The sequence below is a fragment of the Salmonella sp. SAL-020 genome, from assembly GCF_017372215.1.
Classification (GTDB): domain Bacteria; phylum Pseudomonadota; class Gammaproteobacteria; order Enterobacterales; family Enterobacteriaceae; genus Salmonella; species Salmonella enterica.
On sequence record NZ_CP071690.1, the window covers coordinates 659,789 to 685,844 of the forward strand.

Below are 26,056 nucleotides of genomic sequence, written 5' to 3' on the forward strand. Positions count from 1 at the left end.
TTGAAAGTGTCGTTTTATTTACTATTTCTGTGGATAATACGCACATTTCGCCGGAAGTGGTATCCGGGTTAGCCAAAAAGCAGGCAGGTCGTGATGGATATTGTATTTATAGAGCAACTTTCGGTAATCACCACTATCGGTGTTTACGACTGGGAACAGACTATCGAGCAAAAACTGGTGTTCGATATCGAAATGGCGTGGGATAACCGTAAGTCGGCGAAAAGCGATGATGTCGCAGATTGTCTAAGTTATGCGGATATCGCCGACACGGTGATAAATCATGTCGAAGGCGGGCGTTTTGCTCTGGTCGAGCGCGTGGCGGAAGAGGTGGCGGATCTGCTGCTTAGCCGATTCAATTCTCCGTGGGTTCGCATCAAACTGAGCAAGCCTGGCGCCGTCGCGCGCGCGGCGAACGTAGGGGTAATTATTGAGCGTGGCAATAATCTGAAATAAAAATAAATAATTTTATATTTTTTAAACCAAACGGTTATATATGGGGTCTTAACGCGAGATCCATTTTTGCAGTGTTTTTCATTTTAGGGGTTTATTGATGAGCGATATGCACTCGCTGCTGATAGCGGCAATTTTGGGTGTGGTCGAAGGATTGACGGAGTTTTTGCCGGTATCCAGCACGGGCCATATGATTATTGTGGGTCATCTGCTGGGGTTTGAAGGCGATACGGCCAAGACATTCGAAGTGGTGATTCAACTTGGATCTATTCTGGCGGTCGTGGTGATGTTCTGGCGGCGGTTGTTTGGCCTCATCGGTATTCACTTTGGCCGCCCGCTACAGCGTGAAGGTGAAAGTAAAGGTCGATTAACGTTGATTCACATCCTGCTGGGCATGATTCCGGCGGTGGTGCTGGGGTTAGTCTTTCATGACACGATCAAGTCGCTATTTAACCCAATTAACGTGATGTACGCGCTGGTGGTAGGCGGTCTGTTGCTGATTGCCGCCGAGTGCCTGAAGCCGAAAGAACCGCGCGCGCCGGGGCTGGATGATATGACGTATCGTCAGGCGTTTATGATTGGCTGTTTCCAGTGTCTGGCGCTGTGGCCGGGCTTCTCGCGTTCCGGAGCGACCATTTCCGGTGGGATGCTGATGGGCGTCAGCCGTTACGCCGCCTCTGAGTTCTCGTTCTTACTGGCTGTGCCGATGATGATGGGCGCAACGGTTCTGGATCTCTACAAAAGTTGGTCATTCCTGACCGCAGCGGATATTCCGATGTTCGCAGTGGGCTTTGTGACGGCGTTTGTGGTGGCGCTGATCGCTATCAAGACCTTCCTGCAACTGATTAAGCGTATCTCGTTTATTCCGTTTGCGATTTACCGCTTTGTGGTGGCGGCTGCCGTTTACGTTGTTTTCTTCTGATGATTGACCTGCCGGATGGCGGCGTACCGCCTTGTCCGGCCTAACTGTTTTGTCGGTCTGATAAGTGCAGCGCCATCAGGCAATTTATCGTGCTGGATGGCGTTTAGCTGGCGGGGTTCGGGCAGCGCTTCTCTTTCCAGTTGGCGACCGCTGCAATTCGTCGCTTCGTCAGCTCCTCGCGAATCTCAATGCCCTTAAATCCGGCCTCCACCACCTCTTTCGTCGGTACCGCTTGGGCCACCTGCCAGGCTTCGCGCAGCCAGCGCCCCTGCGGGTAATCCGACGCTTCAAAGCCGGTACGTCCACGGACATCGGCTTCGCTGGTCAGCGCAATCTGCTCGACGCGCTGCGGTTTACGCCATGCATCAATGGCGTCAAACAGCTTAACGATCGTTTTCGGCTGGAGTATCGGAAAGGTGTGGATCAGATCATGGTACTCGGCGACCAGTTTAGCTAAATCACGTAGGTCATTGGGGACGCGCAAACGCTGGCATAGCTGTTCGACCAGTTTCACGCCCGCCGGGCCGTGGCCATGATGGCGCGGCCAGAGGTTTTTCGGCGTTAAGCCTTTGCCCAGGTCATGACAAAGCGTGGCGAAACGAACATCAAGCTGCGGACTGAGCATGGCGGCCATCGACAGCGTCATCAACGTATGAACTCCGGTATCAATTTCCGGATGCCACTTTGCCGGCGCGGGTACGCCAAACAGGGCGTCGATTTCCGGAAACAGGACGCGCAGGGCGCCGCAGTCGCGCAATACCTGGAAGTAAACCTGCGGATTACGGGTGGTAAGCGCATTTTCCGTCTCTTTCCATACCCGTTCCGGCGTCAGATGTTCCAGCTCGCCTGCCGCGGTCATTTCGCGCATTAGCGCCAGTGTTTCATCGGCGATACGGAAACTAAGATGAGCGTAACGGGCGGCAAAACGCGCCACGCGCAATACGCGCAAGGGATCTTCGCCAAACGCGGGAGAGACATGTCGCAGTAGACGCGCCTCCAGATCCCGGCGCCCGTGGTAAGGGTCGATAATCTGGCCGTCATCGTCGCGCGCCAGAGCATTAATGGTCAGATCGCGACGCTGGAGGTCGGCTTCCAGGGTAACGTCCGGCGCGGCATAACAGGTGAAGCCCGTGTAGCCGGAACCGGATTTACGCTCGGTACGCGCCAGCGCATATTCTTCGTGAGTTTGCGGGTGGAGAAACACAGGAAAATCACGGCCTACCTGCTGGTAGCCCGCATCAAGCATCTCCTGCGGCGTGGCGCCGACAACGACCCAATCTTTATCTTTAACCGGTAGCCCTAACAACGCATCCCGAACCGCACCACCGACCAGATAAATCTTCACGCCACTTTCCTTTTAAAAACGATCATCCTCTAATGATAAGACAGTGCCGCAGAGAAGGCGATTTAGTTCATCCAGCGGTCTTTGCGTTTACGGCTTGGGATCATATGCGGCAGCACCAGCCCTAACAGCAAGCCAATACCCAATACGCCGCCGCCATACATAAACCACTGCATAATAATGGTGCGCTGTTTGTCATCCAGTTGCAGATTCGCGGCGCTAACTTTTTTCTGCGCGACAATCAGCTCGTTTTTCAGCTTCTGGTTCTCTTCTTTTAGCCCGTTGATGATGCTGTCGCTTTGCGCCACTTTCTGCTGCATATCGGCGGTGCGCTGATTCCACGTGGTATCAATATTGTTGAGTTTATCGGTCAACGTTTTGACCTGATTTTCCAGATCCGGCACGCGGGTACGCAGGCTTGGTGTGGTATTCAGTTCTTTTAACGGTATCCAGGCAGTACGACCAGAACTGTCTTTAATTTGACCATAGTTGGCATCGCTCTGTAAGAGCGTGACTTCCTCGCCGGCGTTGACGGTACCCACAAGGCGATAATTATCTCCCGGACCGCTGCGGACCCAGGTATTCAGTTCATCAGAAACGTAACGCGTCTCTTCAGCATGAGAGACGGCGGTGGCGCTAAGCGCAAGTAAAGTTAGTCCAATCAGGCGTAATTTTGGCATCAGGCTGTCGTTATTGTCAGAGAAAGTGGAACGATAGTAACGGCATCAGTGTCGCTACGCAAAGTAGTCGACATCAATCGGAATCATCTGTGTCGCCTTTGCCGCTACGTCAAACTTTTACGCCCGTCAAATTGCTCGTTGCATGGCAATTTGGCGCAAAATACTATCTACTGACAAAAATAATGCGGGTAAGTTCGCCAAGAATCTTCCCAGATGTGACATAACCCATAAGTACAAGGCCATGGCTCAGGAAATCGAATTAAAGTTTATCGTCAATCACGACGCCGTAGATGCGCTGCGAAATCATCTTCATACGCTCGGCGGCGAGCATCATGCGCCCAGCCAGTTGCTGAATATCTACTTCGAAACGCCTGATAACTGGCTACGCCGCCATGATATGGGGCTGCGTATTCGTGGTGAAAATGGGCGCTATGAAATGACCATGAAAATTGCCGGCCGGGTAACGGGCGGGCTGCACCAGCGACCCGAATACAATGTCGCGCTAAGCGAACCCGTGCTGGATCTGACGCAACTTCCGGCGGAGGTCTGGCCGGATGGTAACCTGCCCGCCGGCCTGGCATCAAGCGTACAGCCGCTGTTCAGTACCGATTTTTACCGGGAAAAATGGTGTCTGGACGTTGATGGCAGCAGGATTGAAATTGCGCTCGATCTCGGCGACGTAAAAGCGGGCGAGTTTGCCGAACCGATTTGTGAGCTGGAGCTTGAGTTGCTTCGCGGCGATACGCGCGCCGTGTTAAAACTGGCGAAGCAACTGCTGTCGCAAACCGGTTTGCGTCAGGGCAGTCTGAGTAAGGCGGCGCGAGGTTATCACCTGGCGCAGGGGAATGCGCCGCGAGAGAATACACCAACGGCAATTCTGCGGACTGCCGCGAAAGCCACGGTAGAGCAAGGGCTGGAGGTCTCGCTGGATCTGGCGTTGTCACAGTGGCAGTACCATGAAGAGCTCTGGCTGCGCGGCGACGAGTCGGCGGAAGAACATGTGCTGGATGCTATGGGATTAGTGCGCCATGCCTTAATGCTTTTTGGTGGCATTGTTCCACGTAAAGCGAGCGCTCACTTACGTGATCTACTTACCCAGGCGGAAGCGACGATGACATCCGCGGTGTCCGCCGTCACAGCCGTTTATAGTACGCAAACGGCGATGGCGAAACTGGCATTGACGGAATGGCTGGTGACGAAAGCCTGGCAGCCATTTCTGGACGCGAAGGCGCAGGCCAAAATGGCCGATTCTTTTAAGCGTTTCGCCGACATTCATCTTTCTCGTCATGCTGCTGAATTAAAAAAAGTTTTTGGACAACCGCTGGGTGATAAGTATCGCGACCAGTTGCCGCGTTTGACTCGCGATATCGACAGCGTTTTACTGCTGGCCGGGTATTATGATGCGATGGTCGCGCAGGCATGGCTGGAAAACTGGCAGGGATTGCGTCACGCCATTCTTACCGGACAACGTATTGAAATTGAACATTTCCGTAATGAGGCCATTAACCAGCAGCCGTTCTGGTTGCACAGCGGAAAACGATAATCAGAACCGTAGAAAGCGCCTGATGACGCTGCGCTTATCAGGCTTACGGTATGCGGACTTGTAGGCCGGATCAGGCGAAACGCCGCCATCCGGCATTATTTAAAGGATATCCCCTAAATGACGCCGCTCTCTTCACCCTTATCGCAGTACTGGCAGACCATTGTTGAGCGCCTACCAGAAGGATTTACTGAGACATCGCTTAGCGTGCAGGCGAAGTCAGTACTTACATTTAGCGATTTTGCGCTGGATAGCGTGATAGCGCATCCGGAGTGGCTTGCCGAACTGGAATCCGCATCGCCGCAGGCTGATGAATGGCGACATTATGCTGGCTGGTTACAGGAGGCGTTGGCAGGTGTCTGTGACGACGCCTCGCTGATGCGTGAACTGAGGTTTTTTCGTCGTCGCATCATGGTACGCATCGCCTGGGCGCAGACGCTGTCGCTGGTGGACGATGAGACTATTTTACAACAGTTGAGCCATCTGGCGGAGACGCTCATTGTGGGGGCGCGCGACTGGCTGTATGCCGCCTGTTGCCGCGAATGGGGAACCCCCTGTAACCCGCAGGGCGTTCCGCAGCCGCTGTTGATTTTAGGCATGGGCAAGCTGGGCGGCGGCGAACTGAATTTTTCGTCTGATATCGATCTGATTTTCGCCTGGCCGGAACATGGCGAGACTCGGGGCGGGCGTCGTGAACTCGATAACGCCCAGTTTTTTACGCGTCTCGGGCAGCGGCTGATCAAAGCGCTGGATCAGCCCACAATGGATGGTTTTGTCTATCGGGTGGACATGCGCCTGCGACCGTTTGGCGACAGCGGCCCGCTGGTACTGAGTTTTGCCGCGCTGGAGGATTACTATCAGGAGCAAGGACGCGACTGGGAACGCTACGCTATGGTGAAAGCGCGGCTAATGGGCGATAACGACGACGCCTGGTCTCGTGAATTACGCGCCATGCTGCGGCCTTTCGTTTTCCGCCGCTATATCGATTTCAGTGTCATCCAGTCGCTACGTAATATGAAAGGGATGATCGCCCGCGAAGTGCGACGCCGCGGTTTGAAAGACAACATTAAACTTGGCGCGGGCGGTATTCGGGAAATTGAGTTTATCGTGCAGGTATTCCAGCTCATCCGCGGCGGGCGCGAGCCGTCGCTACAGTCGCGTTCGTTACTGCCAACGCTGGATGCTATCGCTGCGCTGCATTTGCTGCCTGAGAATGACGTGGCGCAACTGCGCGTGGCCTATCTTTTTCTACGTCGTCTGGAGAATCTGCTGCAAAGCATCAATGACGAACAGACGCAAACGTTGCCTGCCGACGATCTGAATCGGGCGCGGCTGGCCTGGGGAATGAAGGCGGAGAACTGGCCGCAGCTTGTTGGCGAACTGACGGATCATATGGCTAATGTACGCCGCGTATTCAACGAATTAATTGGCGATGATGAAGCCGATACCCCGCAGGAGGAAGAACGTTCAGAGCCGTGGCGTGAAGTATGGCAGGATGCGCTACAGGAGGATGATTCGACGCCAGTGCTGGCGCATTTAGCCGATGAGGATCGGCGACAAGTTCTGACCCTCATCGCTGACTTCCGTAAGGAACTGGATAAACGCCCTATCGGCCCGCGCGGGCGGCAAGTGCTGGACCAACTGATGCCGCACCTGCTTGCTGATGTCTGTTCTCGCGAAGACGCCGCTGTTACGCTATCGCGGATAACGCCGTTGCTGGCGGGGATTGTCACTCGCACCACCTATCTGGAGCTGCTGAGCGAATTTCCCGGCGCGCTGAAACACCTGATTATGCTCTGCGCCGCTTCGCCAATGATAGCGAGCCAACTGGCGCGTTATCCGTTGTTGCTTGATGAACTGCTCGACCCCGGCACGCTTTATCAGCCGACGGCTACCGACGCTTACCGCGACGAATTACGCCAATATTTGCTGCGCGTGCCGGAAGAGGACGAAGAACAACAACTGGAGGCATTACGCCAGTTTAAACAGGCACAGCTTTTGCGGATTGCGGCGGCGGATATTGCCGGTACGCTGCCGGTGATGAAAGTAAGCGATCACCTCACATGGCTGGCGGAGGCGATGATTGATGCTGTGGTGCAGCAGGCGTGGACGCAAATGGTTGCGCGTTATGGTCAGCCAGCGCATCTGGACGAGCGCCAGGGGCGGGGGTTTGCGGTTGTCGGTTATGGCAAGTTGGGCGGATGGGAGCTGGGCTACAGTTCCGATTTGGATCTCATCTTCCTGCATGACTGTCCGATGGACGTCATGACCAACGGCGAACGCGAAATCGACGGGCGGCAGTTTTATCTGCGCCTGGCGCAGCGCATCATGCATCTGTTCAGTACGCGCACTTCCTCCGGCATTTTGTATGAGGTGGATGCGCGTCTACGCCCCTCTGGCGCGGCGGGAATGCTGGTGACTTCAGCGGACGCGTTTGCCGATTATCAGCAGCATGAAGCCTGGACCTGGGAACATCAGGCATTGGTACGCGCTCGCGTGGTATATGGCGACCCGCAGCTTACCTCACAGTTTGATACGGTGCGCCGCACTATCATGACGACGGCGCGCGACGGCAAGACATTGCAGACTGAAGTGCGTGAAATGCGCGAGAAAATGCGGGCGCATCTCGGCAATAAGCATCGTGATCGTTTTGATATTAAAGCTGATGAAGGCGGTATTACGGATATTGAGTTTATCGCGCAATATCTGGTACTGCGCTACGCTCATGAAAAACCTAAATTAACGCGCTGGTCTGATAACGTGCGCATCCTGGAGCTTCTGGCGCAAAACGGCATTATGGATGAACACGAGGCGCAGGCGCTGACGGTAGCCTACACCACACTGCGTGATGAACTGCACCACCTGGCGTTGCAGGAGCTTCCCGGTCATGTGGCGCAGACGTGTTTTAGCAAAGAGCGCGCGCTGGTGCAGGCAAGCTGGCGGAAGTGGCTGGTAGCCGTTTGAATTATGCTATTATCGCGCGCAAATTTTGAATCTCTCAGGAGACAGGAATGAAAGTAAATCTGCCAGCGTTTGAACGTGCAGGCGTCATGGTTGTGGGTGATGTAATGCTGGATCGCTATTGGTATGGCCCCACTTGCCGTATTTCACCGGAAGCGCCGGTGCCCGTGGTTAAGGTAAATACCGTTGAGGAACGTCCGGGCGGCGCGGCGAACGTGGCGATGAACATTGCGTCTCTGGGAGCGAACGCCCGTCTGGTCGGCCTGACGGGTATTGATGACGCCGCGCGCGCGCTGAGCAAAACGTTGGCGGAGGTCAATGTGAAGTGCGACTTCGTTTCTGTGCCGACGCATCCGACAATTACTAAACTGCGCGTGCTATCACGTAATCAGCAGCTCATTCGTCTTGATTTTGAAGAAGGCTTTGAGGGGGTGGACCCGCAGCCGTTGCATGAGCGTATCAACCAGGCGCTGGGATCGATCGGCGCGCTGGTGTTGTCCGATTATGCCAAAGGCGCTCTGACCAGCGTGCAGACTATGATTTCCCTGGCGCGCCAGGCGGGCGTGCCGGTGCTCATCGATCCGAAAGGAACGGATTTTGAACGTTACCGCGGCGCCACGCTGCTGACGCCAAACCTTTCTGAATTCGAGGCGGTCGCGGGGAAATGTAAAAGCGAAGACGAACTGGTTGAACGCGGCATGAAGCTCATTGCCGATTACGACCTTTCCGCGCTGTTGGTCACGCGTTCCGAACAGGGAATGACGCTGCTGCAACCGAATAAAGCGCCGCTACATATGCCGACGCAGGCGCAGGAAGTTTATGATGTTACCGGTGCGGGCGATACGGTGATCGGCGTGCTGGCGGCGACGCTGGCGGCGGGAAATACCCTGGAAGAGGCGTGTTATTTCGCCAATGCGGCGGCGGGCGTAGTGGTAGGTAAACTCGGGACGTCAACGGTTTCCCCTATTGAGCTGGAAAACGCAGTGCGCGGACGCGCGGATACCGGCTTCGGCGTTATGACCGAAGAGGAGTTGAGACAGGCCGTCGCCAGCGCGCGTAAGCGTGGCGAGAAAGTGGTCATGACCAACGGCGTTTTCGATATTCTGCACGCGGGCCACGTCTCTTATCTGGCGAACGCGCGCAAACTGGGCGACCGCCTGATTGTTGCGGTCAATAGTGACGCCTCGACTAAACGTCTGAAAGGCGACAGCCGTCCGGTTAATCCGCTCGAACAGCGTATGATCGTGCTGGGCGCGCTGGAGTCGGTCGACTGGGTTGTCTCTTTTGAAGAGGATACGCCGCAACGACTGATTGCCGGTATTCTGCCGGATCTGCTGGTAAAAGGCGGCGACTATAAGCCGGAAGAGATCGCGGGCAGCGAAGAGGTCTGGGCCAACGGCGGCGAAGTCATGGTGCTGAACTTCGAAGATGGTTGTTCCACGACCAATATCATCAAAAAGATCCAGACCGAGAGCGAGAAGTAAAACCGCGTCATCAGGCGTTACAGACGCTGCGGGCGCTGATTTTGAAGGTGCGTCGGACATTTTGTTTCGACGCGTATCTCGCGGTTGACGCTGCTTTTTTTTCGACCTAAAGTAAAGGAATAAGGGTGAGAGGGGATCTCTCCCCCCTCTGATTGGCTGTTAGTAAGCTGGGAAACTTATCAGTAACAGAACAATCAGTATGATGACCTGGTGCATCATAACCCTTTCCTTATTACAGCCCCTTCCTCGGGAGGGGCTTTCCCGTTTCAGCCCCTTGCTGACATCGCGATTGTTGGTGAGTGGCCTGTCTGGCGCAAGGGCTTTATCCCGCCGATTTTGCGTTACTGGATCGCCCACGCAAAATGGCCTGCTGGTCATAACGCTTTGTACAGACAAGGTGGAAAAAAGATAAAAAAATCCCCGGCCTTATGGCCAGGGACAGGAGATATAGCGGGGAGTTATTGCTCTTTTACCGTTGCTTCGCGATTAATCTCATCCGTTGCCGATGAAACCAACGGCGTGGTCAGCGCCTTTAGCGAGCCGCCAGCGATGCCAATCTCGTTTAACAGCGAATCGATCAGCGGTGCCTGGGTACGATAGGTGAGCGCGGCAGATAACGCTTGTTCCGCCAGGTTTCCCCCGTTAGCGCCGCCAGCGGCGACGTCGCCCGCCGTCGCGCCGCGATTGAGGCCATCGACCTGAATAATCTTAATGCCGTCGATGGATTTCATCGGTTCAACAGACTTCTCAATAACAGCAGGCAACGATTGTAAGAGCGCTAGTTTAAATTTGAGGCTGGTTTGTTCGTCAGATAGTACGTTGATAGCGTCATTCAGCGCCCGTTGCGCTTCGGCTTCCGCCAGACCTTTTTTACGCGTTGCTTCCGCCAGTTCGATGATGGCGGCGGCTTGCAATTCTGCCGCTTCTTTCTCTGCTTTTGCCCGAACGGTCAGTTCGACCGCTTTGGTTTCCGCATCCTGCGCCGCGGCGATCAGAGCGACCTGCTTGGCGCGATCCGCTTCGGCGGTCTGGCGGGTGGTTTCTACGTTTTGCTGGGCGCGAACCGCATCGGCCAGCGCGTCGTTGGCGCGCGCTTCTGCTTGTGATTGCTGCTCGGATTTGGCGGCAATGGCGATAGATTTCGTCTGGTTGGCGATTTCTGTCACCTGTTGCTGTTCGATCTCTTTAATACGTACTTCACGCTCGGCCTCAACTTTCCTGGACCGTACTGCTTGCTCACGTTCGATCTCCGTCTCCTGGATCTGCCGCTCAGCAAGAATGCGCGTCTGTTCTGCTTCACGATGGCGCTCGGCCTCAAAAGCGGCAATTTTAGCGTTTTGTTCGGCGGTGCGGGTTTTAACCTGTTGCTCCTGCTCCAGAGTCATAAAGGCTTCTTGTTGCTCGATTTCCAGCTTGCGCTCAAGCGCGTCGCGGTTCTTTTCGCGCACCGCCACTTCCACATCCTGTTCCACTTCATTACGTTCACGACGGCGGCGTTCGGTTTCCTGCGTCAGTTTCGTCAGACCTTCGGCATCAAAGGCATTGTTTGGATTGAAATGCTCTTTGGACGTTTGGTTAAAGTTGGTTAATGAGACACTTTCCAGCTCCAGGCCGTTTTTCGACAAATCTTCCGCAACGGTGTTTTGTACGCCCTGAACGAAGTTTTCACGCGTATCCTGTAGCTCATGCATCGTCATCTGGGCCGCGGTAGCGCGTAAGGCGTCAACGAATTTATCCTCAACCAGCATACGAAGATCTTCCGGCGACAGCGTTCGCTGGCCAAGCGTTTGTGCGGCGGTGGCAATACCTTCAACAGAGGGTTTTACACGTACGAAGAAAGCAACGACCACGTCAACGCGCATACGATCTTTGGTGATCAGGCTGTCGACGGTAGCACGGCTGACTTCAAGTTTTAGGGTATTCATATTGATCGGAATAATTTCGTGAAAGATTGGCATCACAATAGCGCCGCCGCTCATCACCACTTTTTGCCCGCCAAGCCCGGTACGGACAAACGCCTGTTCCGCAGATGCGCGGCGATAGAGGCGAGCAAAAATGATCCCGATAATTAGTAAGACGATAACCGCAACGATGGCGGTAAACATCCATGATGGCAATATGCCAAAAACATCATCCATTATGTAAGTTCCTCTCAATTAAACATAGAAGGTACGCTCAGCCAAATAACGCGTTGCGGAAAGTCGGCAGACAATCAGCACCTTGTCTCCTTTTTTAAATTCTTTTCCCTTTTCGGGTTCCAGCAGTAAATAGTGAATCTGGCCGAACTTATCGGTAAATTTTCCTTCGCAAGGTGTACCGGCGACGGCGGCGTGGCCGGTAATAATCGCCATGCCGCCGATAAATTCCTCTTCCCGGAGGGCGGAGCTTTCATCTCTGGGTAGCCAGGGCGCGAGGATTTTTCCGCTGTAATGCACGGCAAAGACCGACAGGACAATGCTCAACGGGACCAGCAGCAGATTGCTGAGCGGCGCTTGCCAGAGCATGATCCCGCCATGCTGGATGAGGATACCGAAGAGGCCGAAATAACCGGCCAATAGACAGAGGACGACCAGGGCGGGAACGCGTCCAATATTCAGATAATGAAGCGCCTGGCCCGCAGGGCCGGATGACAGGGCGTCATAATGATCGAGATGGGCGTCGAGCGCGCCTGAAAGAAAGTGGCCAAAAATCAGCGAAATCATCTCCAGCACGCCGATAAAGAAAACGAACGCGATGGCAAACAGATAGGGGCTGTTATACTCCGCAAATAAGGTCATATTTTCTATCCTTGTCGCCGCCTTCAGAAGGATGTTCGCGTGATAATTTTCATGCTTGTTATTTCATTGCGTTACAATATCATGTGACCCATATCTCCTTAAGTCCGAAAAGCGATTTATCCGTCGTTATCTTTGGTGAATATTGTGATTTTGCGCATTAAATTTGCGCACGTTATGTATAAAACCGCCGTACATATAGGGAAATACTGAAATTAGAAAAAGCATATAGCCTTAACAGAATTCAATAACTGGAGGGTATGCTGATGAACAACAATAACGTCTATTCACTAAATAATTTTGATTTTCTGGCGCGCAGTTTTGCCAGAATGCAGGCGGAGGGGCGTCCTGTTGATATCCAGGCGGTAACCGGCAATATGGACGAGGAGCATCGCGACTGGTTTTGCAAGCGTTACGCGCTTTACTGCCAGCAGGCGACTCAGGCGAAAAGGTTAGAATTAGAACACTAATGCAGGCTCCCTTATACAGGCGCAGGACATTATTCAGATCTTATATGAGCGGGCCGTCAGGCCCGTTCACGTTTTTACTCTTGTGGATCGACTGGCGGGATGGCGGGCGCAGGTTTTACTTCTTCAGGCTTGTCGCGAGCTTCCAGTTCGCTGAGGCGTTGCTCCAGCAGCGCCAGTTTTTCCCGGGTGCGCAGCAAGACCTGAGTCTGGACATCAAACTCTTCGCGGCTCACCAGATCGAGACGCGTCAGCTGAGATTGCAGCGTTTGACGGATTTTTTTCTCGATATCTTCCCCGAACTCGCGAATACCTTTCGGCATTGACTCATGAACCTGGCGTGCGATTTGCTCAATTTTTTTCGGGTCAATCATTGTGGTTTCCCTGAACTGGTAAGTGTTAGCTCTTATTGTAGTGCGATATGTGGACGCCATAAACCAGAATTGTGTGACGTCATACGGAGTAAAGGCGTTGATGAAGGTAATCAATAGCGTTATAGTTAACCCGCTTATTCTCAGGGCGGGGCGAAATTCCCCACCGGCGGTAAATCAGCGATGTTTAACGCATTTCTCATCACGGCGCGCCGTGACGGAACGCGGAGAGCAGGTTGAAAGCCCGCGAGCGCTTTTTGCCATAGCGAAAAGGTCAGCAGATCCGGTGTAATTCCGGGGCCGACGGTTAAAGTCCGGATGGGAGAGGGTAACGATCCAGTCGGGCATGGACCCGCTCACGTTATTTTTTTGCCGCTTGTCGGCACTCCTAAGACTGCCCTGATTCTGGTAACCATAATGTTAATGAGGTTTTTTTACCATGAATCAGACGCTACTTTCCTCTTTTGGTACGCCTTTTGAACGTGTTGAACTTGCACTGGATGCGCTGCGTGAAGGACGCGGTGTGATGGTGCTTGATGATGAAGATCGTGAAAACGAAGGCGATATGATTTTCCCCGCAGAGACGATGACCGTAGAACAGATGGCGTTAACCATTCGTCACGGTAGCGGTATTGTTTGCCTGTGTATTACTGAAGATCGTCGTAAGCAGCTCGACTTGCCAATGATGGTGGAAAACAACACCAGCGCCTACGGCACCGGTTTTACCGTGACCATTGAAGCCGCAGAAGGCGTGACCACCGGCGTTTCCGCCGCTGACCGTGTCACTACGGTGCGTGCGGCAATTAAGGATGGCGCAAAACCGTCCGATCTTAACCGTCCGGGGCACGTTTTCCCACTGCGCGCTCAGGCGGGCGGCGTGCTGACGCGCGGGGGTCATACGGAGGCGACCATCGATCTGATGACGCTGGCCGGTTTTAAACCTGCAGGTGTACTGTGCGAGTTGACTAACGACGATGGGACGATGGCGCGCGCGCCGGAGTGTATCGCGTTTGCAGGCCAGCATAATATGGCGGTAGTCACGATTGAAGATCTGGTGGCTTACCGCCAGGCGCATGAGCGCAAAGCCAGCTGATCGAACGGATCATGGTTGAAAAAAGCCGATGAGATGTCATCGGCTTTTTTGTATTCCTTCGGTGCCATATTGTTCAGTTTCAAAGAACGACGAATAAGCTGAATGGTAAAATTATTGTGAGAAAAGCAGAGGCCTGAATGCAGACCTCTGCTTTGGTTTATCTATTCAGGTTATTTGCCTCTGGCCAGTTTCAATGCCCAGGCGCCGCTCATCACCAGCAGCAGAATCAGGCACAACCCAAAGGCCAACATACATGCCTGCGCCATGTTCATAAAGTGCCAGGGCGGAAGCAGATACCAGCCTTCGGACTGCTGGTAGAGATCGACAAACCACTGCTGTACGCTACTGAGCGTTACGCCATCAGGGACGATAGGCGCGTCATAACCGCAGTCTCCGGTAGGTTTAAACCACTCCGGTGCCCATTCCGCCAACGGTAAGTTGAAAGGAAAGGTCGGGTCAGTCGAACATCCTTGCACGCCAAAAAGTGAATCGGGGTCCGCATTATGTACCGCATGATGGATACCATTAAGCTTAATAGAAAACTTAATGCCCATAATGCTGCCATAAAACGCCGCGATGCAGCCAATCAGCTTCAGCACGATATTTTTGGGATTTATCGCCGCAATCACCCCGCCAATTACCATCACAAACATCGCGTAACGAATGTAAACACACTGTTCGCACGGCGCCATGTAGAGATAGATTTGGAAGAACGAGTGCGCCAGGATAATTAACCCTCCCATCGCGATGGCCATTAACAGCCACAGAAAGCGCTGTTCCTGCCATCTCACCAGCGTATCTACTGGTCTTGCGCGTAGGTCTCGCCATAATCCCTTAATAAAATCCATAATCGTTTCCCTGCTTATTTTTTAGTGGCCAGTTCCCGAACGAGTTCAGCCATAGAATCGATGGATTTGATGTTTTTGGTATAGATAAGGTACTTGCCGTTGACGACGTAAGCCGGAACACCCTGAATTTTGGCAACGTCATAGGCGGCTTTCCATTTTTCCAGAGTCTCCTGAACGGCAGGATCTTTCAGCGCCGCTTCAAAATCAGCCTGGCTCATGCCTGCGGCGTCCAGCCCGGTTTTAATAAATGCCGCCGGATCTTTCCCATCTGACCAGCGCTCTTTCTTATCATGGTAAGCCGCATACCAGGCGAACTTCGCTTTTTTGAATTGTGATTTAGCATCAAATAACGAAATCCCGGCAGCTTTATCTTTGGCGATCAGGACTGCAAATACTTCGCTGGCCTGTTTGCCATATTCGCCTTTTGTTTCCAGGTGGAACGGAGTGAACGTAACGAGATCGGCTACTTTATCAGAAACCGGACCTGTTACGGCTTTGTCATATTTGTAGCAGAAAGGGCAGGCGTAGCTAAATACCTTAATCAGCGTTTTATCCGCATTAGGAATCGGTTTCTCCAGAACCATATAATCTGTGCCCTCGGTAAAAGCCGATGCCGCAAAAGGAGTGACTAATGCCGCGGTTAATACTACGCTTTTAAATAAAGAGGTAATCCATTTAGATGACATATTAATTCCTTCCCGTTATTTATTTAAACATTTGCGTTGGATGAACCAGTAATGCACGATAGTGAGTCTGGTTGGGTTTATCCGACAGCACATCAATTTCAACTTTCACTTCTTTCGTTTTATAGTCAATCTCATTCAGTTTGCCGACTGTGGGTTTACCAACGTCGAACAGGTTAATAGAACCGCCAAAGCCGAACATGGTGTCGCGGTCTTTTTGATATTCAACAACCGAGGTAATAGGACTATAGAAATCATATCCACGTTCTTTACCGTATTCCCAAACTTGTTGTACGGTGCCTTTCTTCTCATCGATCTTATATTCGACAAAACGGGAATATTTCATGGTCGGTAGAGCCGGTTGCTCCAGGCCGCGACCATCGCCGTTATCAAAGACCGTTAACGTGCCTTTGCTGGAAAGCCATGCCGTATGTTGGGTATAGGTGAAATCGAAATCGGTGTCCTTACACTTGCCGTTTTCGTCACAGGTCAACGGCTTACCATGATCGTCTACCGGTTTCAGCAATTTACTGGCTAGCTGCTTATTCCAGCCTTTAGACGGTGCCAGTATCCATTTCACCTGCTTATCGCGACCAATTTTTACAATACCCTGATGGCGGGAAGAAAGGATGATGGAGTCGTCTTTCGCGTCATAAGCGATAGAGTTGACGTGCGCCCAGTTACGACCGGCACCAACGCCAAGCGCATCGCCATACGGCGTATCCGGTTCGAGTTTCGCCTGCTGTCCGGCATGGGCCAGATCGACGTTCACGCATACTGCGCCCGCATCCAGCGCGCCGAGCAGCGCATCACGCATAGGGTCGAGGATTTTGGTTAAATCCCAAACGTCTACTACGCGGCCAGACTTATCAACCTCAATGATTTGGTCACGAATCGTATGAACATGTATGCCGTCTTCTTTGCGGTAATCGCGTTTGCCGACGCGCAGCAGTACGGTGCCGTTCACGGTTTCGATGGATTCATGAGACGCATCCAGGAACCCGCGCGGCAGTTTGTGATCGGCAAGAATTTGCCCCATCATGTCAAACTCGTACCAGTGTTGGCCCTGCACCGCGGTAAAGGTGCCGCGAGGCGTTTCACGAATACCCATCAGGTAGCCGCGTTTGTTGATATTCATATCGTGGCCGTCGTAGAAGGTATCTTGATCCAGCCACCAGCGGTATTCACCCTGGGTGTCAACCACAAACGTATAAGGGGCGATATCGAAAGGCAAAGCACCGCCCGCCGGACCGGCATCAAGAATACCCGCATTTTTATCTTTTTCGCCGTGCCAGTGAAATTCAGCGCCCTGCGGCGTAAAGGTATGGGTATTTACCAGATAAAGGCGATCTTCAAATCCTGGCGCGACTTTAATAACTTTCGTTTGCTGAAGATCTGAAATAGAACGGTTATCCATATAATGGTTGACGATGGCGGACGTCTGCACCACATAGTCATCCTTCATGGCTTTGCCGTTTTCTTTATATTCTACCGTGACGTTGTTGGCAAATTTCTGATAAAGGCCAAAAATAGGAATACCGTCATAGGTTTCTAAAGACTCTTTCCCAACGGTATAAGTAACAGGAACGCCTTTTTCCCCTTTGCCATGTACAGTAACTTTAACGTCTGAAATAATATGGCTATCTAATTCCACCAGCGCGGTGAGAGGGGCATTTCCGTAAGGATCGACAACGACTGCGCCTAATTTCCCTGCGGGCTGTGCCGGTTGAAAACCTGCGGCAAACGTACTGGCTGCGGTGAGTCCGCATGTCAGTGCGACGGCGCCGGCAAGTATTGTTTTCCGGTATTGGTCAAACATGGATATATCTCCTTATATACAACTTCTAAATATAATACTTCTGAATATACTATGTTTTTATGAATAATAAATGAGGTAAATGATTGGTCTTTAAATATAAGTCATGATGCTGTTACTTATTTTAAAGTATATTCTGTATCAATATTTTTTAATTGCCTGAGTGAGTCGATAGTAGGAGTGTGATATTTTAAGAACAATATAAATTAGTACGAAGTGTGATCTTATCGACATTGTTTTCTGCTTAATACCTCTTTCATTATTGTGTTTCACCACTGATTTATATGATCAAAATCATTTATTTGTTCCACAAATATGCCAGTATATGAATACGTCAAAATAAGGGTATGTAAAATTTTAACGTTAAATGTTTAGTGATGTTAAATTTTAAGGGTAAAAAGGATGTTTATTGCCTGGTATTGGATAATATTAATCGTTCTGGTGGTAGTAGGGTATATTTGCCATATGAAGCGTTATTGCAGAGCGTTTCGGCAGGACAGAGATGCATTACTTGAAGCGCGAACGAAACGTTTTCGCCAGACGAGCGAAGGCGACAGCGTGATGAATGAGCAGAAATAGCGCATATCCTTGACGGGCAGCCGGATGTTGCTTGGCTAAAGGCCTGCATCCGGCGCGACGTTTCTCTTAACCGATACCTATCGTCTGCAAAATGACGAGACTGAGCCCCATGATGGACATACCGCAAAGCACGCCATAGCTGGGGTTATTGTTAGGATCGATCTCTTTTGCCAGCGGCATCAGTTCATCGACGGAGAGCGCCACCATAATGCCGGCGACTGCCGCCATGATAGCCGCCATAACGATCGGTGAAACCAGGCTGCCCAAAATCAGCCACGCCAGTACGCCGCCAAGAATTTCCGCCATGCCGGAGATACCGGCCCAAAAAATCGCGGTACGTTTTGAGCCCGTCGCGGCATAAACCGGGCCGGCAACCGCCAGACCTTCAGGAATATTGTGCAACGCCACCGCCAGTGCGATGCCGAAACCCAGTTCAAGATTGCTGCTGGCAGTGACAAAGGTGGCGATCCCTTCCGGAAAGTTGTGCAGGCTAATGCCGAGCGTCAATAAAATCGCAGTGCGTTTTATCGAGCCGGGAAGCGGCTGCTGTCTTTTTTGCACCAGATCCTGCGGATGAGCGTGAGGAAGCAGGCGGTCCAGCCCGAAGTAGCCCAACAGGCCGATAATAAACATTCCGTAGCCCAGTACAGGCGACATCCCCTCGGTATCAAGCGCGGCGGGCAGCATCTCCATCAGCGAGATAAGCAGCATGATCCCTGCGGCGAAGCCCAGCGAAAAAGCCAGCACGCGGTTAGACGGTTTTTGGCCGAGAACGCCAAGAAACGCGCCAATAAAGGTGGCGGCGCCCGCCAGTAAGGTCAGAATAAGTGGTACTGACATCCATTACTCCTTATCAATTTGCCGTCCGAACCTGACCTTCAAAATAACTGATGATCTTCATCATAGTTATCTGAGTTCTTCCTCTGTGAAGAAAGCGTATGGTGATGTTAACAAAATGTCTTTCCTGTAAGGATAACATCATGTCTTTAACGTGTATGCCAGCATTGTTTTTGGGGCATGGCAGCCCGATGAACGTGCTGGACGATAATGATTATACCCGCGCCTGGCGGCGATTGGGGGAAGCCCTGCCGCGACCACAGGCGATAGTGGTGGTGTCGGCGCATTGGTATACCCGCGGGACGGGCGTCACAGCGATGGAAAGGCCGCAAACTCTCCATGATTTTGGCGGTTTTCCGCAGGCGCTGTATGACACGCATTATCCGGCCCCTGGATCGCCTGCGCTGGCGCAGCGTCTGGTTGAACTGTTGGCTCCCGTTCCCGTCGCGCTCGATAAAGAAGCGTGGGGATTTGATCACGGCTCCTGGGGCGTATTGATCAAGATGTATCCGAATGCGGATATCCCGATGGTGCAGCTTAGTGTTGATAGTACCAAACCGGCGGCATGGCATTTTGAGGTGGGCCGTAAACTGGCGACGCTGCGTGACGAAGGCGTGATGCTGGTGGCCAGCGGGAATGTGGTTCATAACCTGCGGACTGTGCGTTGGCACGGTGACAATATACCGTATCCCTGGGCGGCGTCATTTAATGACTTTGTGAAAGCCAATCTGACGTGGCAGGGGCCGGTAGAACAGCACCCGCTGGTGAATTATCTGCAACATGAAGGGGGGGCCTTATCGAACCCGACGCCGGAGCACTTTTTACCTTTGCTGTATGTACTTGGCGCCTGGGACGGCAAGGAACCTATCACCATCCCGGTCGACGGTATTGAGATGGGCAGTATAAGTATGTTGTCGGTGCAGGTGGGGTAGGCCGGATAAGGCGCTGAATGATTGCCCGATGGCGCTACGCGCATCGGGCTTACAGGAGAATCTATCCTTCGACAAAAATATGCGGATAGAAGCGGGAGAGATCCTGGGTGATCAGCGCCCGATCTTCACGGATACCAATTCCGGCGGGCTGATCGTTAATCAGCCAGCTACCAATCAGGGTGTAACTGTCGCCGAATTTTGGCAGCGGATAGAACTGTTGCACGATCATACCCTCTTCGCCATACGGGCCTTCCACGGATTCGATCGTTTTACCGTTCTCAATAATCGATACGTTCGCCCCTTCGCGGGAGAAGATCGGTTTCACGACATATTTATCCATTGGCGGATGTTCGTCTTCGGCGAAATACGCAGGCAACAGATTCGGATGGTCAGGGAACATCTCCCACAACAGTGGCAACAACGCTTTATTGGAGATAATGCTTTTCCAGGCCGGTTCCAGCCAGCGCACGCCGGCATCTTCCAGCTTGGTGGAAAACATCTCGCGCAGCATAAATTCCCACGGATAGAGCTTGAACAGGTTCGCAATGACCTGATCCTGCAGATCCGTAAATTGGCCTTTTTCCCCCAGACCAATATCGTCGATATAGAGAAATTCGGTGGCGATTTCCGCTTCGGCCGCGCAGTCCTGTAAATACTGAATGGTGCCGCGATCCTCAACCGTATCGCGACAGCAGGTGAGATGCAGCAACTGAAAACCGTACTGCTCGCGAAGTTCAGCAAAGCGTTCAATCAGTTTTTCCTGCAGGCTATTAAACTGATCGCTGCCTTCCGGCAGATTGCCCGCGTTGATCTGATCTTCCAGCCAAATCCACTGAAAAAACGCCGCTTCATACAGCGATGTTGGCGTGTCGGCATTATTTTCGAGCAGCTTAGGCTCGCCGATGCCGTCCCAGGCCAAATCGAGGCGGGAATAGAGCGACGGTTGTTGCGTTTGCCAGGACTGGCGAACAAAACCCCAGGTATGTTTTGGAATACGAAACTTCGTCATCAGCTCATCGCTGGCGATGACGCGTTCTACTACCTTGAGGCACATCTGGTGCAGCTCGGCGGTAACGTCTTCCAGTTTTTCCACCTGGGCGAGCGTTAACTTGTAATAAGCGTCTTCACACCAGTACGGTTCACCATACATAGTGTGAAAATTAAACCCGTATTCAGTCGCTTTATCGCGCCAGTCCGGGCGCTCGGTAATACTGACTCTTTCCATGCGTATCAGCCGCCCATCGAACGTGTTGAAGTACCGGCAGCGCTACGCTGCATGGTGCTCTGTTTGGCGACGGATTCGCCAAAACCGCCGCGGGTAACGGTTGTTGTGGTGGCAGGTTTCGGCGCCATCGCGGTTTTCGGTACGGTCATTGTCCGGCCCGGTTGCGCCGCGCCGTAGTTTTTACCTGCCGCATCGGTATATTTGCCGTATGCAGGGCTGGCCGGGTTTTTCGAGCTAAACAGCGGCTGTTGCGCAAAGCCTGCGCCGCCGCCCATCAGACGCCCCATCATGTAACCTGCCATAAGCGGCATCCAGAAACTGCCGCTGGATTGTTGGGCCTGCGCCTGATTTTCCGGCGCCATGCCAGCCTGTGCGGGCGCTTGCTGGCACTGACCTTCGCCAAACTCAGCGACGCAATCTTCGCGTGTAGCGTACTTAGGCGCAGTACGTTCGGCCTCTTTCAGCGCATTGTTATACGCGGTTGTACACTCCGCGCTTTTGCCCGGATTCGCCGCTGAACAGTCATCAGCGTTTTGATACAGCGATACGGTGTCATCGCTTTTTTCACAGCCAGCCAGCATAAAAACAGCCGTAACCGCCAGGGCGACCGGCGTTAAATGCCGCGCGCTCCAGCTTTTGCGAAATGATGCGTGATGGATGGATTTTGTCCGTTTCATATTTGTCTTCCAGGACCCAGTGGTAAATACAACATGCGTTCAGAATAGAGGATGACTGGTCGAAATTGAAGCGAGAAAAGGCGAGAATGCGGCGGAATAGCAGGATCTTTACGTTGTCTTACGTTCAGGCGCGGCTTTATGACAGGTAGCGCCGCGCTTACCAGACCTACAAGGGCACAGGTCTGATAAGCGCAGCGCCAGCGAATAACTTATCAATGCCGGAATGGATTGCCGTTATTGCTGTTGGCGCGAGCGGCGGTCGGCTGTACTGCCGGCGCGGCGCTATGGGCATTATAACCGTCTGCGGCAGCATCCTGATCTGGCGTTTCCGGCGCTACGCTTTCCGGCGACGTCGGGATAGGTTTACCCAACGTACTGTTAAGCGCGAGCAGATCCTGCTCGTTCAGCGTACCGAGCGCATATTTGATATTTAACTGATTAATCAAATAGGTATAACGCGCGTTGGCCAGTTGCTGCTTGGCATCATACAGAGTGGTGGTGGCATCCAGTACGTCAACAATGGTACGTGTACCGACCGAGTAACCGGCTTCCATTGCATCCAAAGAACTTTGCGCGGAAACGACTGCCTGTTTATACGCGTTGATGCTGCTGATGGAGGCGTTAATATTGTTAAAGGAAGAACGTACGGTCTGCACCACGCTACGGTGCGCGCTTTCCAGCTGTTCGCTTGCGCCGACGAAGTTATACTGCGCCTGTTTTACCTGCGAGTTAACCATCCCGCCTTGATACAGCGGCAGGGAGAAGTTCAGGCCGATTTTATTCTGCCCCATGTTGCTATCGTCGTACTGGGCGGCGTTGGTTTTAGAACCGCTATAAGAGGTATCAGAAATGCCGGTTGAGGCCGTTAAATTCAGCGTCGGCAGATGACCATCCTGCGCCTGACGGATTTGCTCGCGCGCCAGATCCTGACTTAAACGCGCCTGCAACAGCGACAGGTTACGGTTTTCCGCTTCCTTCAGCAGCGCATTAACAGCTTTAGGCTTGTCGGTTTTAAAATGCTCGACGTTAAGCGACGCCAGCTCCGGGTAATAATTGCCGGTTACCTGGCGCAGCTCTTCTACCGCGTTATCCAGGTTGTTGCGGGCGGTCACTTCATTCGCCAGTACGGTATCATATTGCGCACGGGCGTTTTGCACGTCGGTAATGGCGACCAGACCCACGTTAAAACGTTGCGTCGTTTGATCTAACTGACGGTAGATAGCCTCTTTTTGCGCCTGGGTATAGGAAAGCACATCAATAGCGTTCAATACCTTAAAATACGCGTTCGCGGTATTGAGGATCAGCGTCTGCTGATCGGTCTGATAGGTGACATCCTGAATGCCTGCTGCTTTTTCTTGCAGGGTGAGCCCACGCCATTTCGACATATCAAACAGTGTCTGCGTTAATTGCAGGGAAGCGCTGGTTTCATTGGAGTTGATACCGTTCGCATCGCGATAACCGTTGCTGTAGGTGTAGTCGGCACCTAAACCCAGTTGCGGCAGTAAAGGACTACGCGCTTCGTTAATTTTTTCGAATGCAGCATCGCGATCGGCAGCGGATTTACGCAATTCCGGGTTGCTCAGGCGTGCTTGCTGATAAACTTGCATCAGGTTCTCTGCCTGGCTTAGTGTGCTGAACCCCGACAGGCTCAGGCCGATAAGGATGGGGAGCAATTTCTTCATTTGCATTCCTTGTTGTGAAGCAGTATTTAGCGCTGATCAATTTGTAAAAATAATTGCTGATTCTAGCAGAATCCGCCACTGCAAAAAGTTGGCGTTACGTGCCATACGAGCCTTAATTGGCACCAATTTACCACAAGGGTGATAAAACAGCAGTCAACCACCCTTGAAATTCATCATTTAATCATTATTGCTAGCAGGGCAGCACAATGCGTAAATCAGACAACTTGCCAGTTACTTTCACCAAAAGCGATGTAGAAATTATTGCACGGGAAACGCGCTATCGCGGTTTTTTTTCATTGGATGTGTATCGATTCCGCCATCGTTTATTCAACGGAGAAATGAGTGGCGAGGTAAAGCGCGAAATTTTTGAGCGCGGGCACGCCGCCGTCTTGCTACCCTTTGACCCTGAACGCGACGAGGTGGTGCTGGTCGAACAGATTCGTATTGCCGCGTACGACACAAGCGTTACGCCGTGGCTGCTGGAGATGGTCGCCGGCATGATAGAAGAAGGCGAAACCATTGAGGCGGTCGCCCGGCGGGAGGCGATGGAAGAAGCGGGGCTGACCGTAGGCCGCACCCGACCGGTCATCAGTTACCTGGCGAGTCCAGGAGGAACCAGCGAGCGCTCATCTATTCTGGTGGGTGAAGTGGACGCCACGACCGCGGTAGGTATTCATGGTCTGGCGGATGAAAACGAAGATATTCGGGTTCATGTGGTAAGCCGGGAACAGGCATACCAGTGGGTAGAAGAGGGGAAAATCGACAACGCAGCCGCAGTCATCGCTTTGCAATGGCTTCAGTTGCATCATCAAGAGTTAAAAAACGAGTGGAAAAAATGAAGCGTTATACACCTGACTTCCCAGAAATGATGCGTTTGTGCGAAACCAATTTTTCGCAATTGCGCCGCCTGCTGCCGCGCAATGACGCCCCCGGTGAAACGGTGAGCTATCAGGTGGGCAACGTACAATATCGGTTAACGATTGTGGAATCGACCCGATACACTACGCTTGTAACGATCGAGCAAACGGCGCCAGCCATCACCTACTGGAGCCTGCCGTCGCTGACGGTGCGCCTCTACCATGATGCGATGGTGGCTGAAGTGTGTTCAAGCCAGCAGATCTTTCGCTTCAAAGCGCGGTATGATTATCCAAATAAAAAGTTGCATCAACGCGACGAAAAGCATCAAATTAATCAGTTTCTGGCCGACTGGCTACGATTCTGTTTAGCACATGGAGCGATGGCGATTCCGGTTTATTAGCGTCGTGAAACCTAAGGACACCATTTGGAAAGCCTGTTAACCCTACCTCTGGCTGGTGAGGCCCGAGTCAGGATTTTACAAATTACAGATACTCACCTGTTTGCCGAAAAGCATGAAACGCTGTTAGGCGTCAATACCTGGGAAAGTTACCAGGCCGTGCTGGAGGCTATTCGGGCGCAACAGTATGAATATGATCTGATCGTGGCCACCGGCGATCTGGCGCAGGATCAATCCGCTGCGGCTTATCAGCATTTTGCTGAGGGTATCGCAAGCTTTCGCGCGCCTTGCGTTTGGCTACCGGGCAATCATGATTTTCAGCCGGCAATGTACAGCGCGCTGCAAGAGGCGGGGATTTCCCCGGCTAAACGCGTGTTAATCGGTGAACAATGGCAGATTTTGTTGCTGGATAGCCAGGTGTTTGGCGTCCCGCATGGCGAACTGAGCGAGTTCCAACTGGAATGGCTTGAGCGTAAGCTCGCCGATGCGCCAGAGAGACAGACATTGCTCCTGTTGCACCACCATCCGTTGCCGGCAGGGTGCAGTTGGCTGGATCAGCACAGCTTGCGTAATGCTGGTGAGCTGGATAGCGTGCTGGCGAATTTCCCGCGTGTAAAGTATCTGCTATGCGGACATATTCACCAGGAGCTGGATCTCGACTGGAACGGACGGCGTCTGCTGGCGTCGCCGTCAACCTGCGTACAGTTCAAACCGCACTGCGCGAACTTTACGCTGGATACTATCGCGCCGGGCTGGCGTACGCTGGAGCTCCAGGCGAACGGCGTCCTGGAGACGGAAGTGCATCGCCTGCAGGATACCCGGTTCCGACCCGATACCGCTTCGGAAGGATACTGATGTCTACGCTTCTCTATTTGCACGGATTCAACAGTTCCCCTCGCTCGGCAAAAGCGTGCCAGCTAAAAAACTGGCTGGCGGAGCGTCATCCGCATGTCGAGATGATCGTCCCTCAACTACCGCCGTATCCTGCCGATGCGGCGGAGTTGCTGGAATCTCTCGTGCTTGAGCATGGCGGTGCGCCATTAGGGCTGGTAGGATCGTCGCTGGGTGGTTATTACGCCACCTGGCTGTCGCAATGTTTTATGCTGCCGGCTGTGGTGGTGAATCCCGCCGTGCGGCCCTTTGAATTACTGACCGACTATCTCGGTCAGAACGAGAACCCCTACACCGGGCAGCAATATGTGCTAGAGTCTCGCCATATTTATGATCTTAAAGTCATGCAGATTGACCCGCTGGAAGCGCCGGACCTGATCTGGCTACTGCAACAGACGGGCGATGAAGTGCTGGATTACCGCCAGGCGGTGGCATATTACGCCTCCTGCCGTCAGACAGTGACCGAGGGTGGTAATCACGCATTCACGGGCTTCGAAGATTATTTCAACCAGATTGTCGATTTTCTTGGACTGCACAGTTGCTGACA

The 26,056-nt window shown here is 52.7% G+C and carries 26 protein-coding genes and 1 riboswitch; of the genes, 13 read left to right on the top strand and 13 right to left on the bottom strand.

The genetic code is table 11. The annotated features are described in order from the left end of the window. The first annotated feature begins 93 nt into the window (after positions 1–93). Together folB and bacA are read left to right on the top strand one after the other, a co-directional pair. Complete coding sequence (gene folB / locus J1G48_RS03160; protein WP_000355776.1) at positions 94–453, top strand: bifunctional dihydroneopterin aldolase/7,8-dihydroneopterin epimerase; 360 nt, start codon at positions 94–96, stop codon at positions 451–453. Positions 454–550: 97 nt separating this feature from the next. Beyond that, positions 551–1,372 carry an undecaprenyl-diphosphate phosphatase gene (gene bacA / locus J1G48_RS03165; protein ID WP_001281933.1) on the top strand — a complete coding sequence of 274 codons (822 nt, stop codon included), beginning with the start codon at positions 551–553 and terminating at the stop codon, positions 1,370–1,372. A gap of 103 nt (positions 1,373–1,475) precedes the next feature. Here bacA and J1G48_RS03170 read toward each other — a convergent pair whose 3' ends face one another. Together J1G48_RS03170 and J1G48_RS03175 are read right to left on the bottom strand one after the other, a co-directional pair. Beyond that, the gene (locus J1G48_RS03170; protein ID WP_000708447.1) at positions 1,476–2,717 is read right to left on the bottom strand and encodes a multifunctional CCA addition/repair protein; all 1,242 of its coding nucleotides are present in this window, start codon (positions 2,715–2,717) and stop codon (positions 1,476–1,478) included. 62 nt (positions 2,718–2,779) lie between these two features. After that, complete coding sequence (locus J1G48_RS03175; protein WP_001125341.1) at positions 2,780–3,394, bottom strand: TIGR04211 family SH3 domain-containing protein; 615 nt, start codon at positions 3,392–3,394, stop codon at positions 2,780–2,782. A 241-nt stretch (positions 3,395–3,635) separates the two neighbouring features. Between J1G48_RS03175 and J1G48_RS03180 the strand changes: the two genes are divergently transcribed. The 3 genes from J1G48_RS03180 to hldE all read left to right on the top strand — a co-directional run bounded on the left by J1G48_RS03180 (position 3,636) and on the right by hldE (position 9,379). Then, the gene (locus J1G48_RS03180) at positions 3,636–4,937 is read left to right on the top strand and encodes an inorganic triphosphatase (RefSeq protein WP_000046227.1); all 1,302 of its coding nucleotides are present in this window, start codon (positions 3,636–3,638) and stop codon (positions 4,935–4,937) included. Between the two features lie 117 nt (positions 4,938–5,054). Then, on the top strand, positions 5,055–7,898 hold the full coding sequence (glnE, locus tag J1G48_RS03185; RefSeq protein ID WP_000188292.1) for a bifunctional [glutamate--ammonia ligase]-adenylyl-L-tyrosine phosphorylase/[glutamate--ammonia-ligase] adenylyltransferase: 2,844 nt from the start codon (positions 5,055–5,057) through the stop codon (positions 7,896–7,898). Between the two features lie 47 nt (positions 7,899–7,945). Next, positions 7,946–9,379 (top strand): bifunctional D-glycero-beta-D-manno-heptose-7-phosphate kinase/D-glycero-beta-D-manno-heptose 1-phosphate adenylyltransferase HldE, encoded by a 1,434-nt coding sequence (hldE, locus tag J1G48_RS03190; protein ID WP_000867680.1) that lies wholly within the window; start codon positions 7,946–7,948, stop codon positions 9,377–9,379. 159 nt (positions 9,380–9,538) lie between these two features. On the opposite strand, the gene J1G48_RS03195 is transcribed toward hldE, so the two are convergent. The 3 genes from J1G48_RS03195 to J1G48_RS03205 all read right to left on the bottom strand — a co-directional run bounded on the left by J1G48_RS03195 (position 9,539) and on the right by J1G48_RS03205 (position 12,156). Further along, positions 9,539–9,598, bottom strand: coding sequence for a type I toxin-antitoxin system Ibs family toxin (locus J1G48_RS03195; RefSeq protein ID WP_192936148.1), 60 nt, complete (start codon positions 9,596–9,598; stop codon positions 9,539–9,541). A gap of 239 nt (positions 9,599–9,837) precedes the next feature. Continuing rightward, on the bottom strand, positions 9,838–11,517 hold the full coding sequence (locus J1G48_RS03200) for a flotillin family protein (protein WP_000342879.1): 1,680 nt from the start codon (positions 11,515–11,517) through the stop codon (positions 9,838–9,840). Positions 11,518–11,535: 18 nt separating this feature from the next. After that, entirely contained in the window at positions 11,536–12,156 is a 621-nt protein-coding gene (locus J1G48_RS03205) for an OB-fold-containig protein (RefSeq protein WP_000171739.1), read from the bottom strand. 257 nt (positions 12,157–12,413) lie between these two features. Between J1G48_RS03205 and glgS the strand changes: the two genes are divergently transcribed. Then, positions 12,414–12,623: a cell surface composition regulator GlgS gene (gene glgS / locus J1G48_RS03210; RefSeq protein ID WP_000928927.1), complete on the top strand. Its 210-nt coding sequence runs from the start codon at positions 12,414–12,416 to the stop codon at positions 12,621–12,623. A gap of 74 nt (positions 12,624–12,697) precedes the next feature. Here the strand turns inward: glgS and ubiK are convergent, their stop codons facing one another. Then, positions 12,698–12,994: a ubiquinone biosynthesis accessory factor UbiK gene (ubiK, locus tag J1G48_RS03215; RefSeq protein WP_000566824.1), complete on the bottom strand. Its 297-nt coding sequence runs from the start codon at positions 12,992–12,994 to the stop codon at positions 12,698–12,700. A 132-nt stretch (positions 12,995–13,126) separates the two neighbouring features. Then, positions 13,127–13,325: riboswitch (FMN riboswitch) on the top strand. A 105-nt stretch (positions 13,326–13,430) separates the two neighbouring features. Between ubiK and ribB the strand changes: the two genes are divergently transcribed. Continuing rightward, positions 13,431–14,084 carry a 3,4-dihydroxy-2-butanone-4-phosphate synthase gene (gene ribB / locus J1G48_RS03220; RefSeq protein WP_001076978.1) on the top strand — a complete coding sequence of 218 codons (654 nt, stop codon included), beginning with the start codon at positions 13,431–13,433 and terminating at the stop codon, positions 14,082–14,084. Positions 14,085–14,254: 170 nt separating this feature from the next. Here ribB and dsbI read toward each other — a convergent pair whose 3' ends face one another. From dsbI to J1G48_RS03235, 3 genes are read right to left on the bottom strand one after another with little or no spacing between them, the layout of a single operon-like run. Then, the gene (gene dsbI / locus J1G48_RS03225) at positions 14,255–14,932 is read right to left on the bottom strand and encodes a protein-disulfide oxidoreductase DsbI (RefSeq protein WP_000345576.1); all 678 of its coding nucleotides are present in this window, start codon (positions 14,930–14,932) and stop codon (positions 14,255–14,257) included. A gap of 14 nt (positions 14,933–14,946) precedes the next feature. Continuing rightward, the gene (locus tag J1G48_RS03230; protein WP_000096230.1) at positions 14,947–15,618 is read right to left on the bottom strand and encodes a thiol:disulfide interchange protein DsbA/DsbL; all 672 of its coding nucleotides are present in this window, start codon (positions 15,616–15,618) and stop codon (positions 14,947–14,949) included. A 19-nt stretch (positions 15,619–15,637) separates the two neighbouring features. After that, positions 15,638–17,434: an aryl-sulfate sulfotransferase gene (locus J1G48_RS03235; RefSeq protein WP_000460259.1), complete on the bottom strand. Its 1,797-nt coding sequence runs from the start codon at positions 17,432–17,434 to the stop codon at positions 15,638–15,640. Positions 17,435–17,833: 399 nt separating this feature from the next. On the opposite strand from J1G48_RS03235, the gene J1G48_RS03240 reads away from it, so the two are divergent. Next, the gene (locus J1G48_RS03240; RefSeq protein WP_000469259.1) at positions 17,834–18,010 is read left to right on the top strand and encodes a hypothetical protein; all 177 of its coding nucleotides are present in this window, start codon (positions 17,834–17,836) and stop codon (positions 18,008–18,010) included. Positions 18,011–18,076: 66 nt separating this feature from the next. Here J1G48_RS03240 and zupT read toward each other — a convergent pair whose 3' ends face one another. Next, complete coding sequence (zupT, locus tag J1G48_RS03245) at positions 18,077–18,850, bottom strand: zinc transporter ZupT (protein ID WP_000115874.1); 774 nt, start codon at positions 18,848–18,850, stop codon at positions 18,077–18,079. Positions 18,851–18,990: 140 nt separating this feature from the next. Between zupT and ygiD the strand changes: the two genes are divergently transcribed. Continuing rightward, positions 18,991–19,779, top strand: a complete 789-nt coding sequence (gene ygiD / locus J1G48_RS03250; RefSeq protein WP_001520560.1) for a 4,5-DOPA dioxygenase extradiol — start codon at positions 18,991–18,993, stop codon at positions 19,777–19,779. Positions 19,780–19,840: 61 nt separating this feature from the next. Here the strand turns inward: ygiD and J1G48_RS03255 are convergent, their stop codons facing one another. The 3 genes from J1G48_RS03255 to tolC all read right to left on the bottom strand — a co-directional run bounded on the left by J1G48_RS03255 (position 19,841) and on the right by tolC (position 23,369). After that, positions 19,841–21,004, bottom strand: a complete 1,164-nt coding sequence (locus tag J1G48_RS03255) for a glutathionylspermidine synthase family protein (protein ID WP_000442833.1) — start codon at positions 21,002–21,004, stop codon at positions 19,841–19,843. Positions 21,005–21,009: 5 nt separating this feature from the next. Then, the gene (locus J1G48_RS03260; RefSeq protein ID WP_000831522.1) at positions 21,010–21,681 is read right to left on the bottom strand and encodes a DUF1190 family protein; all 672 of its coding nucleotides are present in this window, start codon (positions 21,679–21,681) and stop codon (positions 21,010–21,012) included. A gap of 212 nt (positions 21,682–21,893) precedes the next feature. After that, positions 21,894–23,369 (bottom strand): outer membrane channel protein TolC, encoded by a 1,476-nt coding sequence (gene tolC, locus J1G48_RS03265; RefSeq protein WP_001575014.1) that lies wholly within the window; start codon positions 23,367–23,369, stop codon positions 21,894–21,896. A gap of 200 nt (positions 23,370–23,569) precedes the next feature. Here tolC and nudF point away from each other — a divergent pair, with 200 nt between their 5' ends. Genes nudF through yqiA form a run of 4 tightly spaced genes read left to right on the top strand, consistent with a single transcriptional unit; the run spans position 23,570 to position 26,054 of the window. Further along, entirely contained in the window at positions 23,570–24,202 is a 633-nt protein-coding gene (nudF, locus tag J1G48_RS03270; RefSeq protein WP_001231952.1) for an ADP-ribose diphosphatase, read from the top strand. Further along, positions 24,199–24,621: a DUF1249 family protein gene (locus J1G48_RS03275; protein ID WP_000833404.1), complete on the top strand. Its 423-nt coding sequence runs from the start codon at positions 24,199–24,201 to the stop codon at positions 24,619–24,621. Before nudF ends, J1G48_RS03275 begins: the two co-directional genes overlap by 4 nt. Before the next feature lie 24 nt (positions 24,622–24,645). Beyond that, positions 24,646–25,473 carry a 3',5'-cyclic-AMP phosphodiesterase gene (cpdA, locus tag J1G48_RS03280; RefSeq protein ID WP_000444734.1) on the top strand — a complete coding sequence of 276 codons (828 nt, stop codon included), beginning with the start codon at positions 24,646–24,648 and terminating at the stop codon, positions 25,471–25,473. Beyond that, positions 25,473–26,054 carry an esterase YqiA gene (gene yqiA, locus J1G48_RS03285; RefSeq protein WP_000105725.1) on the top strand — a complete coding sequence of 194 codons (582 nt, stop codon included), beginning with the start codon at positions 25,473–25,475 and terminating at the stop codon, positions 26,052–26,054. Before cpdA ends, yqiA begins: the two co-directional genes overlap by 1 nt. The last annotated feature ends 2 nt before the right edge of the window (positions 26,055–26,056 follow it).